This window comes from Dyella silvae (assembly GCF_026421305.1).
Taxonomy (GTDB): Bacteria; Pseudomonadota; Gammaproteobacteria; order Xanthomonadales; family Rhodanobacteraceae; genus Dyella; species Dyella silvae.
Genome location: NZ_JAPJBQ010000007.1, coordinates 1 through 15,303, shown reverse-complemented (window position 1 = coordinate 15,303; position 15,303 = coordinate 1). Strand labels below are relative to the sequence as shown.

Below are 15,303 nucleotides of genomic sequence, written 5' to 3'. Positions count from 1 at the left end.
GAGGTCATGTTGTTGGTACTGATTGGGGTGCCGATCGTAGTGATCGGTTTTGCACTGCGCTTCAACGCATTGCTAGTGGTAACGGTGGCCGGCCTGGCGACCGGGCTCGCTGCCGGACTGAACCTGGTAGACATCATCAGCGCGTTCGGCAAAGCCGTAGCGGACAATCGTTATATGGGGCTCATCTGGCTGACGTTGCCGGTAATTGCCTTGCTTGAGCGCAATGGGCTCAAGGAGCGGGCCAGGCACCTGATCTCGCGGGTACATGCGGCGACCGCTGGGCGCGTTCTGATGCTGTACTTCGTCGCCCGTCAAATCACCGCAGCCCTCGGTTTGACCTCGCTGGGCGGCCACGCGCAGATGGTCCGGCCGCTGATCGCGCCGATGGCCGAGGCCGCGGCGACGAACCGTCATGGCGAGCTTGTCGAGTCGATTCGCCAGCAGATTCGCGCGCATGCCGCCGCGGTGGACAATATCGCTGTGTTCTTCGGCGAGGATATTTTCATCGCCATCCAGTCGATCCTGCTGATAAAGGGCTTTCTTGAGCAGAACGGCATTATCGTGGCACCGCTGCAAGTATCGGTCTGGGCCATCCCGACCGCGGTGGCGGCCTTGCTGATTCATGGCGCGAGGCTCGCGTTGTTCGACCGCCGGCTGAAGCGAGACGTGGCGATCTCCAGGCCAGGTGGCGGGCAATGATTGGCCTGGAAACGTTGTACACACTGGCGGGGCTGATGTTCGCCGCGTTTGCCTGGTTCAATCTCACCGATCGAACCAACCCACGACGCTTCATCAACTTCGCGTTCTGGGCCATCTACGCGGCGACATTTCTGCTCGGCTCGAGGGTGCCGCATTTTGTAACGGGCTGTCTCGCGCTGTTGCTGGCGCTCATCGCCGGCTCGGGCAAGCTAGGGCGCAGCAAGGCCGAGCCAGCCGCCGATGTGAATGCGGCCGCGCAGCGCCGTGTCGCTGGTGCCAACCGTTACGGCAATCGCCTCTTCCTTGTCGCACTGTTGATACCCATCGTCACCCTTGTCGGTACATTTGCATTGCCGTATGTGCCCTGGGTCGATCCGAAGAACGTAACGCTCATCGCGCTGGTGCTCGGTACGGTGATTGCCTTCATCGTTGCGCTGGCCATGCTTCGCGACTCACCCGTTCACGCGCTGAAGGATGCGCGCTACACGATGGATGCGGTCGGCTGGGCCGCCATTCTGCCTCAGATGCTCGCTGCGCTCGGCGCCCTGTTTGCCGTGGCCGGCGTGGGAGGCGTGGTGTCGGGTTTGATCACCGCATGGGTGCCGGTGGACTCGCTGTTGGCGGTCGTGGTCGCCTACACCGTGGGCATGGCGCTCTTCACCATGATCATGGGCAACGCGTTTGCGGCATTTCCAGTGATGACGGCGGGCATTGGGCTGCCCCTGATCGTGCACCAGTTTCACGGCAATCCGGCGATACTGGGTGCGCTGGGCATGCTGAGCGGCTTTTGTGGAACGCTGATGACGCCCATGGCGGCGAACTTCAATATCGTTCCCGCCGCATTGCTGGAACTGAAAGACAAGAACGGCGTGATCAAAGTACAGGTCCCAACGGCATGCCTTCTGCTCGTGGTCAACACTGTGCTGTTGTACCTGTTCGTTTCCCGCTATTGATCAAAGAGGCGATAAGTCGATGGGGCCACAGTTGACGTTGGAGCTGGCGTCGAAATTTGCGTCGCTTGCGTTGTCGCACCTGACGCGCGAATACCCGAATAAGCTCGTGCACGCACTCGCGGGGCCACAGGATGTGCAGAGCCCGCGCACGTTGCATCCGATTTTCTATGGAAGCTACGACTGGCATTCGTCCGTGCATGGCTATTGGCTCGTGTTGCACCTGCTCCAGCGGTTTCCTTCGCTACCAGAGGCCGAGCGCATCATCGCAGTGGTCGACGCACACATCACCGCGGCGAACGTCCAGGGCGAGTGTGCCTATCTGGCGCAGCCGCACCAAAGCGGCTTTGAGCGACCCTACGGTTGGGCGTGGCTGCTTGCGTTGTCTGCCCAGATTGAGCAGCTCGCGCTGGGCAAAATGGTGCCGCAGGCCGAGCGCTGGGCGAAGACCTTCGCGCCACTTACCGAGGTGTTCGTTGGCTGGTTCGAAGCGTTTCTGCCAAAGGCCACCTATCCCATTCGCGTTGGTACGCACTTCAACACCGCGTTTGCGCTCGCGTTGGCGCTGGATTTCGCGCGGGCGACGCAGCGCGAGACATTGGGCGCGCTGATCGTCGATGCGGCGCGCCGCTGGCATCTGAACGATGTTGCCTGCCAGGCGTGGGAGCCGTCGGGAGATGAGTTCCTGTCGCCGGCCCTGATGGAGGCGGAGCTCATGCGGCGCGTTCTCGTGCCGGTTGAGTTTGACGCGTGGTTCGCGCGCTTCCTTCCCGAACTCGCGCAGGGGGCGCCGGCGACGCTGTTTGAGCCGGCCACCGTCAGCGATCGCAGCGATGGCAAGATCGGTCACCTCGATGGCCTCAACCTGAGCCGTGCATGGTGTCAGCGTGCGCTGGCACGCGCATTGCCCGAAGGCGATGTGCGCCGAACGAGACTGCTCCACGCTGCAGATCGGCATCTGGACAGCGCGCTGGCCCATGTCGCGGGCGACTACATGGGTGAGCATTGGCTGGCGACCTTCGCGACGCTGGCGCTGGAGGCCTAGGGCGGACGTGACTGGCGCCTTGGTAATGTCCGCTTCCAACCGAACGCAGACATAAAATTGCCCGTCGAAAGCGATGCGATACGGGGCAAACTAATGCTGTTTCATCGTGTGCCGGAATGGTTATTCGTCAGTGGGGAGATCCATCGATGCGTGTAGCCTTGGCCGGGCTGGTCGCTTATTGGGTGCTGATCGCGTCGGCCTTCGTGTACCAGGTTTCATTTGGATCATCGGCAGCCAATTACCTTGTTGGCCTTATCGCCATGACGGCCACTCTGGGCGCACTACTGGCTTTGTCGTGGCGTATAAAGCGTCGGTGGGTGGCGACCTTGGCCGCGCTTACATTGTCTGGTGGCTATCTCGTCTCGCTATTGGTCGTCGGCTGGGGTGCTGCGCTAGACCCTTGGATGAAGCCGGATGTCGAGATTTATCGGGGAGATATGGTTTGCCGGGCGGTGTGGGGATCGGAAACCGAAGTGATGGTGTTCAAGCGGTATGGGTTGGGTCTTGAGCGCCGACAGGCTGACTACCTCATTGGCGACGCGAGGCAGGCTTGTCAGCGCTTCTAGTCGGGATGTGCGTCGTGCGCGGGTACCACCAAAGATCATGTGATGTCCGCTTCCGATCCGTAGCGGACCTCTCAGAACAACATGGGAGGGGAAGTGACGCTAATGCGAGGCCACAATCTCAGTGCGCTGCTGGGCCTAGGACTGGTCCTGGCATTGGCGACGAACGCCTCTTTTGCGTGCCAGTCAGCGCAGGCAATGGGTGGCAAATGCTTTGCGCTTCGTGGGCGGGTTTACCTCTCCAACGGGACGCCTTCGATGCGAATTTCGCCGATTGGCTCTCGCCACATCCTCGGAGTGCTTCCGGCAGAAAACGAGGACGCACCGGAAAGCATCAAGCGGGCCGTGACCTTTGATCAGAGCGTCATGGCGGACATGGAGGTTTGCCCGCTGAATCTGGCAAAAGCGGGAGAAATGCAGATGGTGTGCATTCGGTCAGCCTCGAACATTGCACTCAAGAATCACTGAAAACCGGCCACGTCCGCTTCCGACCCGAAGCGGACCTAACGCGACCATTAGACCTAAGCGGATCGCTGCGCAGCGTGCTCGCTTCCGTCCTAAGTCCATCTCCTCCTTGCGCAGAAATGGGATCGGTAGTTTTCTATGGCTACACCCGGCCACGCTTCACGAGGAATTTCCCCATGATCTTCGCCGTGTTCCTTGAAACCTCCCATGAGGCGCGAACCGAGCATATTGAGGAAGCGCCCGAATTGCTCCAGCGCGATGGGCGCTGGTTTTCCTTGCGCGGTGGCCCGCGACAACCGCAAGCGACGGACCGCATTTGGGATCCGGTGGCGGTTTATGCCCCCGACGAACTGACCGAAGAGGAGTTTCAGGACCTCTTCGAGCTCAACAGAAAGTACATACCCGAGCTAAATTTGAAGTACTGACGGTATCCAGGCAAAGAGGCCATTTCAGAGCCAGGGTGCTCACCGTGGCTTCTGCCGTTCAAGTGATCAATCGATGCACTGGAGATGTCGGCTTCCGACCCACAGCGGACGGTTCCCCTTCGCTAGCAGAAGCCAACTCCAAGTAGCGGGCGCGATGGATTCGCGCCGGTGATCACGCCGCCGTTTCAACCCACTGAGCGCGCCAGGCAGGGGCAGCGAACGGATCTGCAAAATACTGCGTCTCGTGCGACACCTTTCCATCCCGAAACTGCATGATGCTCACGGTGTAGACGGGCTTGTCTTCATAAGTAATCACATACTCGGTAACCCAGAGATCGCCCTCTCCTGCCATACGTCGGACGATGAACCCCGAAGGCTTTCCCGGGTGATGGCTACGAAGCAACTGTAGGTTGCGCCGGCCGTGAATCACTTCACCCGACTGCGGGTACTCGCACACGGCATCGTCGTGATAGATCTCATGCTCGGCTGTTTGATCATCTGCAGCAGATGCAGCCCAATGTCGCTCCAAAGCCATTTGGATGTTATGCACGTCCATCATGGGTCTCCCATTTAGGATCGTATGGTTACGACGCCAGCGCCTGGTACGTACCTGACCGATGAATCGGCAATGTGCCGCACGCGAAACGCTAAGGCGGCTAACTACGTTGCGCCCAGGTCAGCTGGCATGCAAGTGCTCGTGCCGGACACCCCGGTTCCGAAGCGCCCACTGCTTATCCGCTGCGTAGGAACGCCAAGTTCTGCCATGATCCAACGCCAGCGAGAAAGTGTCCGCTTCCGACCCGGAGCGGACTTGGACGATGACCAGCTCATAGGAGTCCATTTCTGAGTAGTTACCCCAACGCCATTGTGCTGCAACACCTTGAGCAGGCCCTTCGTGACTTGCTTGACGGGCGCTGTTGCTTAACGGAAGGAGTCAGGAACGTGGTCCAATGGCGTCATTCAAGCCACGGTTTGGAACGCGAACTCTTTCTCACGTTCGTTGGCGTCGACTCGGAGACAGATAGATTTCCTATTGGGGCGGTGCGCGCGAAATGGGCGGAAACGGCGCTTAAGGAGATTGATGCTGAGCGCCTCGCGGCCGAGGAGTTCTATAGGGATGACATTCTGCAGAGCGGTCGATCTCTGCTTGAGGCCGTGGTCGCCATTCGTCCGCATGCGACGTATGCCAACCCAGGCGGCGGCTAAAGCTCGCTCCCGACCCGAAGCGGACGGCTCTATCTGATCGTCATATATCCCGTTTGGTAAGGCTATTCCTTACGAAGAACGAGGTCAGCAATAGCCTGGTTCTTTGTGACTTGGCCGCCCCATCGCTGTTTGGCATAAAAAAGAGCAGGCGCCTTGCGGCGCCTGCTCTCCATCATTTCGATAACGCGATGGTTCGGTATCGATCAGAAGTTGTAGCGCAGCGTCACCATCGCCGACCAGCGCGATACCACTCGGCTCGGATCGTAGAACCCGCCGTCATACGTGGTGAGCTGTTGCGGCTGGTAGTTGCCGTTCTTGTCGGTCGGCAGCGAATACACGTACTGACCCTGCGCATTCACGCCGCCATAGCTCGCGAGTGTGCGGGTCGGGTAGATGCCCGTGTTGCGCACGTCGCCCCAATGCTTGTCGAGCAGGTTGAGGAAGTTGAAGATGTCCAGGCGGATGACACCCTTGTTGCCCGCGAAAATGCCCGGCACTTCCTGCGAGAAGCTCACGTCCAGCTGATTGACCCACGGGGTCGTGTCGCCGTTGCGCGTGGCGATCTGGCCGCGGTGCTCCTTCAGATAGCTGTCGTTGGCCAGGTAGTTCTGAAACTGCTGGATGACCAAAGGATTGGTGCCCTTGGCGTAAGCCACCTTCGGGTCGTTGGCCGACGGGATGTAGACCGGATCCCATCCGGCAATGGTGTCGCCATTCGCGTCGTTGGCGAAAACCCAGGTGTACGGTGTGCCGGTATGGCCGTTGTAGAACAGCGACACCTGCGTGAAGTAGTCGCCGAAGAACGCATGCTGCCAGTTCAGCGAGGCCTTCAGGCTCTTGGCCACGTTGTAATTGGAGGTTGCCAGCACGTCGCTGTTCGGATTCAGGCGAGCGATGCGCGAATAGCCGTTGAACGCAATCGTGTCGGTACCCGGATCGACATCGGTTGCGTGGCTGAGCGTTGCGCTGACCGTGCCCGAGAACTCATCACCAAACGGCTTGCTGAGAGCCAGCGTGAAGGTGTCCGACTTGCCCTTCTTGGTGTTGGTCAGGTAGGTCGACTGGTTGCTGAAGGCACGGTTCTGGTTGGCGAGTGAATCCGCCGTCTTCGGCGGTTCACCCGGCGTCTTCCAGAACTGCTCGCGGCCATCCGGCAGCGTGCCGGTGGGGGCGCCGAAGTTCAGCGCTTCATAAAGAATGCCATCGCGGACCTTGATGTGCTGGTACTCGGCCGACGCCACCATGCCCCACCACGGAAGCTCGCGGTCAAAGGCCAGCGAGGCCTTCCACACCGTAGGCATCTTGAAGTTCGGGTCGATCGTGTCGATGGAGCCTGCACCGCCACCCGCCGGAATGTTCTGGTTGAACGGGTCGGCACTGAACGGCGCCGTCGACGGCGCGTACGAGGTGTAGTTCAGCAGCGTAACGCCGTTGTTCTGGTACGGGTTGGTCAGCCACACGATGGGCGGCGTGGTCTGGAACAAGCCAACGCCACCACGCAGTTGCGTGCGGTAGCTGCTGTCGAAAAGATAATTGAACGACAGGCGCGGCTCGACGACGCGGTTGCCGGGGCCAATGGCAAAGTTGTTCGGGAAGCCGAAGGCCTTCGCAAATGCCGGGTTGTACTCCGGCTTGACGTTGGCGTCTGGAATATCGACACGCACGCCGTACTGCACCGACAGCTGGTCAGTCACCTGCCAGGTGTCCTGCAGGAACGGGCTGTACTGCGTATACGTCCAGCGTCCGGCGATATCACCGAGCGAATAACCGGGCGCGGGGTGATAGAGCAGGTACGAGTTGTAATTGGCCTTCTGGAAATTATTGATGCCCCAGAAGTTGTACTGACCGAATTCCGTCTGGCCAAACAAGTTGTAGATCTTGTTGCTCTGGTAATCGATGCCGCCCTTGATGGCGTGGTCGCCCACAACGTAGGTGCCGGCCAGGAACAGGCTGAACTTCTTGGTATCGATGTGGTTGTAGTGGCGATAGCGCTCTTCGCCGAGGTTGACCGAGGGGCCTTTGCCGTCGGGCGACAAGTTCACGTTGACGGCAGGCTGCTGGAACGGCGCCGTCGTGTCCTGAGCGAACTTCTGATACGCCACCTTGGTTTCGGTGGAGAAGCTGTCGGTCCAGTCGTCGAACAGGTGCAGTACGTAGCCGTCGGTGGTGATGGCCTTGGTATACGTGTAGCTGGTCAGGCCCACGCTGTTGGCACTGTTGCCACCCACGGCAGGCAGCTCTTCCTTGGTGCGCTGATAGGTGAAGCTGGCACGGTGTTCGTTGGTGATGTTCCAGTCGACCTTGCCCAGATAACGCTTGTCGTCATACGCCAGGCCCGTGGCGCCACCGAACGTACCCGGCGTCAGGCCAAGCTTGGTGGCGGCGTTGATGATCTTCTGCAGATCGCCGGGCGACACCTTGTTGCTGGTCGAGGGGCCATTGCCGAGCGAGTAGTCCAGGCCGTTGGCGGAGTCCGCGCCGATACCGTTGGTGCGCTCGTGTTCCGCCGACACGAAGAAGAACAGCTTGTCCTTGATGATGGGGCCACCGACGTTGAAACCGCCCGTCCAGTCCGTCTTGTAGCCGTGGTACTGGTAACCCGGGTCGCTGCTGGGCAACCAGCCGGCGTCACCCACCAGCTTGCTGGCGTTGCGGTAGGAGTAATACACCGAGCCGTGGTACTGGTTGGTGCCCGACTTGGTCACTGCGTTGACGTCCGCGCCCACCGTATCGGAGGTGGTATCGAAATTCGCGGTCGATATGTTGTATCCGGTGATCGCCTCCGGCGAGATCGGCGACTTCTGGTAAGGCAGGCCGTTGGCATTCAGGCCAAACGGGTCACCCTGGCTCACGCCATCCACCGCAATATTGTTGTAGCGGTTGTTCATGCCGTTGGCGGAGATCGAGCCAACGCCCTGATCGATCACCGTGATGCGCGGGTCAAGCCGCGCAATGTCATCGATCGACCGATTGCCCTGGGGCGTGGCCTCCAATTGCTTTTGCGTAAGGTTGGTCGACAGACCCTTGTTGTCCGAGGTAAAGGTCTGCGCCAGCGACGACGCATTCACCGATACCGCGCCCAGCGTACTTGCTGCCTGGGCCGTCGCACCCAAACTCAGATTGATCGCGGAGGGCTGGCCAAGCTGCAGGTAGATATCGTGCTGCTCGGCGGCCGTCATGTCCGCCTTGCTGGCGGTAATCTCGAACGGACCGCCCACGCGCAGGCCTTGCGCGGCGTAGCGGCCATCGGCATCCGTCGTTACCTGCTTCGTGGTGCCCGAGGGCTGGTGCACGATAGTGACCGTCGCGTCGGTGACCGGATGCCCCGAGGCATCCACCACGCGTCCACTGACGCCGGACGTGGTGATGTTTTGAGCGGCGAGCGGGGCGGCGACGAGCAGCGAAGCAATGGCAACAGGCAGCGCCCTGAGGCGAATAGGGTTAATCATCAGAAGTCCTTGTCACGTGGGTTTTCGGCCCACTACTCCTGATTGCCCGCGCGGAAGCACCGCGAGACCGTCCATGGATAGCGAGCCCCTGCTAATCGACGACCGGGGTTTGGCCACCCGGTTACGCGATTCAACGTTCAAAATTACGATTGCCCGGTGACAAACTTACGATGCCTTGCTAACGCGAGACTGACGACTGCTGCGCAGCAACGGCGGCGGCTGGGGAGTTGGGTGCTGGGTATGGGTTGGGCTAAGGTCAGCTTCCGGCCCGGAGCGGACCGAAAGAAACCTGACACGAGGCATCAATGATCTTCGCGGAAATGGACCATCCGGCTGAGTACTGGGACTTTCATGAGGAGCTGGAAGGCTTCCTCTGTAGTCACTATTCATGCGTCGAGTCGGGCATGCAGACTGATTCGTGGTTTTGGATTTTTGATGGCGGAGAGAAGGTGGCAATCGACACGTTCTCTTCGACGAAGCATCAGGTCAAATCAGCGCGCGCAGGCTCACATGTCGAGCACGTCATCGGCGTCCTTAGGCTCAAATATCCAGTGCGGATTTATCCCAAGCCTGAGCTCGAAGGGCATGAAGAAGCCTAAGAGCTTGGAAGGTCCGCTTCCGACCCGAAGCGGACACTCACCAAGGAGCCAACATGGTGGTTTTTCTGCTCGTTGTCATTGGCGCCGCTGTTGCCGTCGGAATGCTCATGCACATATCGCGCAAGAGCGTGGAGGTCTATCGTGGGCGGCAATGTATGGGGAAGCTCTGGCGCAGAGAGTTCCCCGACTCGCCAAAAGAAGACATCCGGCAGTTCCTTTGGATGTTCGCTTCCTCGTTCGCTATTCCTCGTCGCCAAGCGCTCTTGCTTCGCCCAGATGACGAGTTATTGGCCATTTACCGGGCGCGCTATCCCGTGGGCGGTTGGCCTGACGCGCTAGAGTTTGAAACGCTTGCGAATGACCTGGATAGAATCCATGACTTGTCGTTGCGGAGTATCTGGCACGATCGGCTTTCAATGGGCGAGCTTTTTGCGGCGCTCGGTGAGCAAGGACGGAAGGGGCTGAGTTGAGTAGTAGAAAGTCCGCTTCCGACTCAAAGCACACCATTTCCCATTGGGGCGCCATCGATGTTCACTTTGCAGCAAATCGACGATATCCACACGCGACTCGGCAGCGCGAAGACGCTTGCTGAGTATGTGCAATCACTGCAGGCGCTTGGCGTCGATTATTACGATTCCTATCTGTGCGATGGGCATTCCGAGTACTTCGGTCAGGGTGGCTACAAACTGGCGTCACCTCCGGCGCATGATCCACTTATCGTCGCTGACGTTGCTCAGCACGAGGCATTTCTTCACCACCTGCGGCAGCACGAGCTCGGCCGGACCAAATACCTCGAAATGTCGCGTGGGCTGGCTGAGGCTGGCGTGGAGAAATGGACTGTCCACACCGGCAACCTGACCATGACGTTCTACGACAAAGCGGGTGTGCCATTGCTGGTGAAACAGATTGAGATGGCGTGAGCGCAAGAGTCCGCTTCCGACCCATGGCGGACGCGTCATATCGCTTCAAGACTACGGCGTTTGACCGTCACGCAATTCAGATCACGCAAGGTAAACCACATGACGACGGCATCACGAGCGTGCTGACCGGTTCAGTGGAATGACTTTCAAATCCTCCGTGCCTTCTTGTTGGCCTGCATTCAGAGCGGTGGCTATCAAGGTTGTGAGTGCCCCCCGCGCTGCACGGAACGTAAAAGTTCGGTCAACACCATATGAATCGACGCTAAGTATCAGGCGATGGTTCATGCAGGCTTAAACGACGCGTGCGCACGCTGATCGTACGATCCCTGTTAGTGGAAGGAGATCACTATGATCAAGCGCATACTTCCCATGTTGATTGCACTGCAAGTTTTCAACGTAGCCTTCGCGCAGGATCTGCCCGCCACCACACACTCCCCGGCCAGTGCCGCCCAGACGACGACCATAGTTACGACATGGGCGTCCCAACCGCCGACGGGTGCGTTGAGTGAGGATGCCATTAAGACCGCGATCGCCAACGCCGGCTATAAGGAAGTCAAAGGCCTGGAGTTCAAGGACGGTGTGTGGCGCAGCGAGGCCCGCGGTGGCAACAAACAGTGGGTCAAACTCAAGGTCGGCCCCGTCACGGGCAAGGTTTACCCCGCCGATGCACCATCCAAGCTCAACAAAGACGAAGTGAATGCCAAGCTGGCAGCGGTCGGGTTCCAGAACATCAAGCACGTGAAGTTCCAGGACGGCCTGTGGAGCGCTAACGCCAAAAACGGGAGGGGCGCTCACGTTGATCTGCTGATCGATCCTGGCGATGGCGCCGTTGTTGCCAGTTCGCAGGATTGAAGCACCCATAGGGTCGGAGCCGGTCGCGCAGAGATGACGGCCATCCTGTATGGAAATGCTTAGGTGAAAACCGGCGGCGCGCAAGGCGCCGCCGGTTGCTCAACATGAGGCTCAGAAGGCGTTAAGCCACAGCGCCAGATTGGCGACATCCAGTGTGCCGATGCCAGCACCGTCGTCATAGCCGGCGATGCCCGAGTAGAACCAATTGTCACCGTGGGTGATGTCGTGGAACGGGCTGAACGATCCGCCATAGCCGACCGCGTTCTGCAGCAGATAGATCTGCGGATTCCAGAAGCCGATGCGGCGGTGGTCAGCCTGCTTGAGCAGCGCAGTGATGCCGTTGAGTTGCGGCGCTACGAAACTCGTTCCACCCGCCTGGATCGACCCTTCACCCGGCAGCGTCGTATACACAAAGTAACCCACTTCCGGATCGGCATTGAGCGACACGTCGGGCTGATTGCGTCCATGGAAGTTCGCAGGCAGTTTCAGAAGCTCAATGTTGCCGTCTGCGATGTCCACCCAGTTCTGATTGGGCTCGGTCTTGCGGATGCCATGGGTGAAGAACTGATAGAACGGTTCTTGAAAGACGATGCTGACACCACCGCCGCCGCCTGCTGAGAACAAGTCGACGTTGCGCCCCGCTTTGGTATTCAGATAGTCCTGAAGCCCGTGCCAGCCCCACACCTCTTCCGTGGGTACGACAAACGGTACGGTGGCGCCTCTGAAGATATGCGAGTAGGGCAGCGTGGTACCGCCAGACGAGGTGATGGCGGGGTCGGCGGCTGGATGATCAACCGTCAGCACCTTGCTAAAGAACGGGAATGGAGCGCCGTCGCGGTTAGTGTCATACGCTCCGGAATCGCCCGATGCTGCAAACAGCGAAATACCTTGTACCGCCGCTTCGAGGAACAGCTGATGGAACGCAGCGAACTCGCCCCTGTTGTCGATGTTTCCATCGAACAGCGTCGGGAACAGGAACACTTCGGGTTGACCCCAGCTAGTCGATATCGAGTCGACGACGTTGTCGGAGATGGCCTGATTGAAGGCGTCGATAAAGGCCGAGTCAGTGTTGGGTGCCTCGTACACGCGAATGTTCGCCTGCGGGGCGAGCCCGCCGGATTGCTCTACATCCAGCGTGGTCTCATCGGATCCGGCGTCAGCGCTCAGTTGGCCCCCTCCATCCACGGGGATATCGAGGATGCGGTTGGACTTCACTGGCAGACCGATCATTGTCCAGTAGGCGTAGGCATCCGACGGATTGAAGTCGGCCAGCGTGACGATGCCCACCGTGGAGCCCGCGCCATTGATGCCAGCGGCATAGAGCGGGTTGATGTCATAGATGTTGGCGACGTCGAACACCGTGAGTGGCGTGCCAAACGTGACTTTTGGGCTTCCACCGGTCGACGCCGTGGCCGACCGTACGAAGTTGGATGTCGCAGAGAAGTCAGGCTGGCTGAGCGAGCGATGGTTCTTTGGCGTGCGGAACGATTCGTTTGACAAGCCCGATACGTGTGTAACGACATCCGCCAGCTCTGCCGGATAGCTGGGGTTGTGATCAGGCCGATGGTAGACACGGCCGTTCCTTACATAGTCACGAAGACCAATCGCGAATGCGGCGTTGAACTGAGCGGCGGTGCCACTGGCTTTGATCAGAAGATGGTTACTCGCCACTTCATTGACCTGGATACCGTTCCGCTGCAGAAAGCGGGTGACGCGACTGATCTCTTCATTGCTCGCGCCAAACTTCGCGGCAAATTGCTCCGTGGTGAGAAATTGCCGGAAGTTGGATGTTCCGGGGCTGGAGACATCCCTGGCAAAGTTCTCGAGTGCCTCCGGATTGTGGACACGCAGGACGACGGACGCGGTGATGGGTGCGTTCGCGCTGCTCGCGCCCTTCTCGGTGGCTTGGCCCGGATTGGCGGCCATGGCGGTGGACACGGTGGCGCCGGCGAGAATCAGCGTCAGCGACGCCGTCACCAGCTTGCGCTTGTAGTGGAAAAGCATGGCAGGTCTCCTCATGAAAGTACGATGACGAGGGCCTGCGAGCACGGATGCTCGTGTGTTCCGACCTTAATACAGTGGTTGCAGTGGTTGCGCCGGATAGCCGGCATCCTTGCGGGCGCGCCGATGAGGCCGCCACAATCATAGACAAAGTCCCGTGCACGACTCCCCGAACCGGCAGGTGTCGGGACGATCCCCCTCGATGCATATAAACGATGTGAAGGAATGCGCCTGATGCTGGTGTCTTGAGGGGTGGAACGTGCGCTCATACGGTGGAAAGCGCGTCACATCTGGGTCGCGGTCAGCCTATGCATGTCGTCATAGTCCTTAGGGCATATCCGCGAAAGACATGATTGAGACGTGAGTTGCCTGCCAAAACCCGACTTCAAGGCCAACGCCAACCGACAGGGGAAGCGATAGGCTGGCCGTGGCCGGGAATCGCCATGCCCACCGGAGCAGCTACCTTTTAAGCTAGAGCTTGCTCAAAGAGTCCGCTTCCGACCCAAAGCAGACATCTCTATAAATGCAGAGGAGCATGAGATGGACGCACACCCGCTCGAAACATGGCATCGCCTGGTTCGTACCCAGGACCCTTCCGGCCTCGACGCGCTGCTTGCGGACGATGCGGTTTTTTATTCGCCCGTCGTCCACACGCCACAGCTAGGCAAGGCATTGGCCACCGCCTACCTGAGCGCGGCGTTCTCCGTGTTCTTCAATCCAACATTCCGCTATGTGCGCGAGATTGTGGGCACATCAGACGCGATGTTGGAGTTCGAGGTGGAAATTGACGGGATACTCGTCAACGGCGTCGATATCATCAAGTGGAACGGCATGGGCCGAATTGTCGAATTCAAAGTGATGCTGAGGCCGCTGAAGGCCATCAATCTCATCCATCAGCGAATGGGCGCGATGCTGCAATCAAAGCAGGGAGCGTAGTGATATCCATGGGACTCGAAGTGTCCGCTTCCGATACAGAGCGGTCATGACGGACCGAACATAAGCAGTGAAAGTCGAATTTGATGGTGCTTGGAGGTTCTATGGCGCACCAGAATTTTTGGAATGTCCACGGCTGGCTATTCATCCTGGCCATGTTTTTCTTTCCACGCCTCACGTTGATCTTCAGCTCGGTGGCTACTGGCGGGTTCCTTTGGTGGTTGGGCTGGGTCCTGACGCCGCGCCTCCTGGTCGCCATTCTGGCTACGAATGCCTACTGGCATACCAATACCATCCTCGTAGTGTTCACATGGCTCTGGATGCTTGGAGGCGAAGGGGCCGAAAAGTCGGCGGCGAAGAGGTACAGGCGATAGCTGAGGATCTCGGTCAGGTTGAACGCTGACTCGAAATGGACAGGCCCATGCTCAGTTGTTGATCGATCCCCGGCGAGTGTCTTCGGCTAGCGGATAACTGCGCGTTTCCGGCACCATGGGAAGATCCGCTTTCGACCCGAAGCAGACACTTTCAATGGAATGCCACACAACCGATAGGGGTGTTTATGCGACGTGAAATCGGTTTCGCTCTGGTCGCAGTCTTGCTTGTTGGTTGCGGATATCACCCACAGGAGACGGCAAGCGTTCCACATGACGCTTACCCCAGCGCGAAGGCCTTTTTGAACGGCATCAAACACTATCCTTATGTGGCGTCAACGGAGCGCGCGACACGCCTTATGAACGGAGCCAAGGAACTTTATCGATGCATGACCAAAGATGAAGTTGCCAGTGAGCTTGGTTCGCCAGACTTCAGCGAACTCGATTTCGGACCAAAGGGGCCAAACGCCCATTGGTTGGGGTCGAACTGGATGTTCTACATTTCGATCCAAAGCGACGTGAGCAGTTCGAAAAACCCTAGCATTCAGATCTTCTTTGACACCACAGACAGGGCGCAGTGGATAATTCCTGTCGGCATACAAGGCGCCAGTGAAATTGGTGCCCCGGACCTGTCTTGCACTGAGGTCAAATTGACATAGGCGGGACATGGTGCCCTAGTGGGAAGGTCCGCTTTCGATTGCGACTTCAGCCGGTCAACGCAACACACTATAGACGCGCAAGCGGAAGGAGTGTTGCATGGCACCCAGAGTCCGAAGGCACATAACCGATAGCCAGAAGGCGGTGATGTGGGAGCGCTGGCAGCAA

Annotated in this window: 16 protein-coding genes; 13 read left to right on the top strand and 3 right to left on the bottom strand. The window is 59.0% G+C overall.

What is annotated here, in order from left to right; translation table 11 throughout:
• Positions 1-6 precede the first annotated feature (6 nt).
• The 6 genes from OQE56_RS15630 (at position 7) to OQE56_RS15605 (ending at position 4,147) form a co-directional block, all read left to right on the top strand.
• Complete coding sequence (locus OQE56_RS15630) at positions 7-699, top strand: DUF969 domain-containing protein (protein WP_267225577.1); 693 nt, start codon at positions 7-9, stop codon at positions 697-699.
• Entirely contained in the window at positions 696-1,652 is a 957-nt protein-coding gene (locus OQE56_RS15625; protein ID WP_267225576.1) for a DUF979 domain-containing protein, read from the top strand. Before OQE56_RS15630 ends, OQE56_RS15625 begins: the two co-directional genes overlap by 4 nt.
• Before the next feature lie 19 nt (positions 1,653-1,671).
• Positions 1,672-2,694, top strand: a complete 1,023-nt coding sequence (locus tag OQE56_RS15620) for a DUF2891 domain-containing protein (protein WP_267225575.1) — start codon at positions 1,672-1,674, stop codon at positions 2,692-2,694.
• A 146-nt stretch (positions 2,695-2,840) separates the two neighbouring features.
• Positions 2,841-3,260 (top strand): hypothetical protein, encoded by a 420-nt coding sequence (locus OQE56_RS15615; protein ID WP_267225574.1) that lies wholly within the window; start codon positions 2,841-2,843, stop codon positions 3,258-3,260.
• 255 nt (positions 3,261-3,515) lie between these two features.
• Positions 3,516-3,725 carry a hypothetical protein gene (locus OQE56_RS15610; protein ID WP_267225573.1) on the top strand — a complete coding sequence of 70 codons (210 nt, stop codon included), beginning with the start codon at positions 3,516-3,518 and terminating at the stop codon, positions 3,723-3,725.
• Positions 3,726-3,898: 173 nt separating this feature from the next.
• The gene (locus OQE56_RS15605) at positions 3,899-4,147 is read left to right on the top strand and encodes a hypothetical protein (RefSeq protein ID WP_267225572.1); all 249 of its coding nucleotides are present in this window, start codon (positions 3,899-3,901) and stop codon (positions 4,145-4,147) included.
• A 172-nt stretch (positions 4,148-4,319) separates the two neighbouring features.
• Here the strand turns inward: OQE56_RS15605 and OQE56_RS15600 are convergent, their stop codons facing one another.
• Positions 4,320-4,706 carry a nuclear transport factor 2 family protein gene (locus OQE56_RS15600; RefSeq protein WP_267225571.1) on the bottom strand — a complete coding sequence of 129 codons (387 nt, stop codon included), beginning with the start codon at positions 4,704-4,706 and terminating at the stop codon, positions 4,320-4,322.
• A 383-nt stretch (positions 4,707-5,089) separates the two neighbouring features.
• Here OQE56_RS15600 and OQE56_RS15595 point away from each other — a divergent pair, with 383 nt between their 5' ends.
• Positions 5,090-5,353, top strand: coding sequence for a hypothetical protein (locus OQE56_RS15595; RefSeq protein ID WP_267225570.1), 264 nt, complete (start codon positions 5,090-5,092; stop codon positions 5,351-5,353).
• Positions 5,354-5,556: 203 nt separating this feature from the next.
• Here OQE56_RS15595 and OQE56_RS15590 read toward each other — a convergent pair whose 3' ends face one another.
• Positions 5,557-8,802, bottom strand: coding sequence for a TonB-dependent receptor (locus tag OQE56_RS15590; protein ID WP_267225569.1), 3,246 nt, complete (start codon positions 8,800-8,802; stop codon positions 5,557-5,559).
• 305 nt (positions 8,803-9,107) lie between these two features.
• Between OQE56_RS15590 and OQE56_RS15585 the strand changes: the two genes are divergently transcribed.
• The 4 genes from OQE56_RS15585 (at position 9,108) to OQE56_RS15570 (ending at position 11,173) form a co-directional block, all read left to right on the top strand.
• Positions 9,108-9,401 (top strand): hypothetical protein, encoded by a 294-nt coding sequence (locus tag OQE56_RS15585; protein ID WP_267225568.1) that lies wholly within the window; start codon positions 9,108-9,110, stop codon positions 9,399-9,401.
• A 53-nt stretch (positions 9,402-9,454) separates the two neighbouring features.
• Positions 9,455-9,871 carry a hypothetical protein gene (locus OQE56_RS15580; RefSeq protein WP_267225567.1) on the top strand — a complete coding sequence of 139 codons (417 nt, stop codon included), beginning with the start codon at positions 9,455-9,457 and terminating at the stop codon, positions 9,869-9,871.
• Between the two features lie 57 nt (positions 9,872-9,928).
• The gene (locus OQE56_RS15575) at positions 9,929-10,321 is read left to right on the top strand and encodes a DUF1398 domain-containing protein (protein WP_267225566.1); all 393 of its coding nucleotides are present in this window, start codon (positions 9,929-9,931) and stop codon (positions 10,319-10,321) included.
• A gap of 369 nt (positions 10,322-10,690) precedes the next feature.
• Positions 10,691-11,173, top strand: coding sequence for a PepSY domain-containing protein (locus OQE56_RS15570; RefSeq protein ID WP_267225565.1), 483 nt, complete (start codon positions 10,691-10,693; stop codon positions 11,171-11,173).
• 111 nt (positions 11,174-11,284) lie between these two features.
• Here OQE56_RS15570 and OQE56_RS15565 read toward each other — a convergent pair whose 3' ends face one another.
• Positions 11,285-13,177 (bottom strand): S53 family peptidase, encoded by a 1,893-nt coding sequence (locus OQE56_RS15565; protein WP_267225564.1) that lies wholly within the window; start codon positions 13,175-13,177, stop codon positions 11,285-11,287.
• Between the two features lie 537 nt (positions 13,178-13,714).
• On the opposite strand from OQE56_RS15565, the gene OQE56_RS15560 reads away from it, so the two are divergent.
• Both OQE56_RS15560 and OQE56_RS15555 read left to right on the top strand, forming a co-directional pair.
• Positions 13,715-14,110, top strand: a complete 396-nt coding sequence (locus OQE56_RS15560) for a nuclear transport factor 2 family protein (RefSeq protein ID WP_267225563.1) — start codon at positions 13,715-13,717, stop codon at positions 14,108-14,110.
• Positions 14,111-14,666: 556 nt separating this feature from the next.
• Positions 14,667-15,137 carry a hypothetical protein gene (locus OQE56_RS15555; protein ID WP_267225562.1) on the top strand — a complete coding sequence of 157 codons (471 nt, stop codon included), beginning with the start codon at positions 14,667-14,669 and terminating at the stop codon, positions 15,135-15,137.
• The last annotated feature ends 166 nt before the right edge of the window (positions 15,138-15,303 follow it).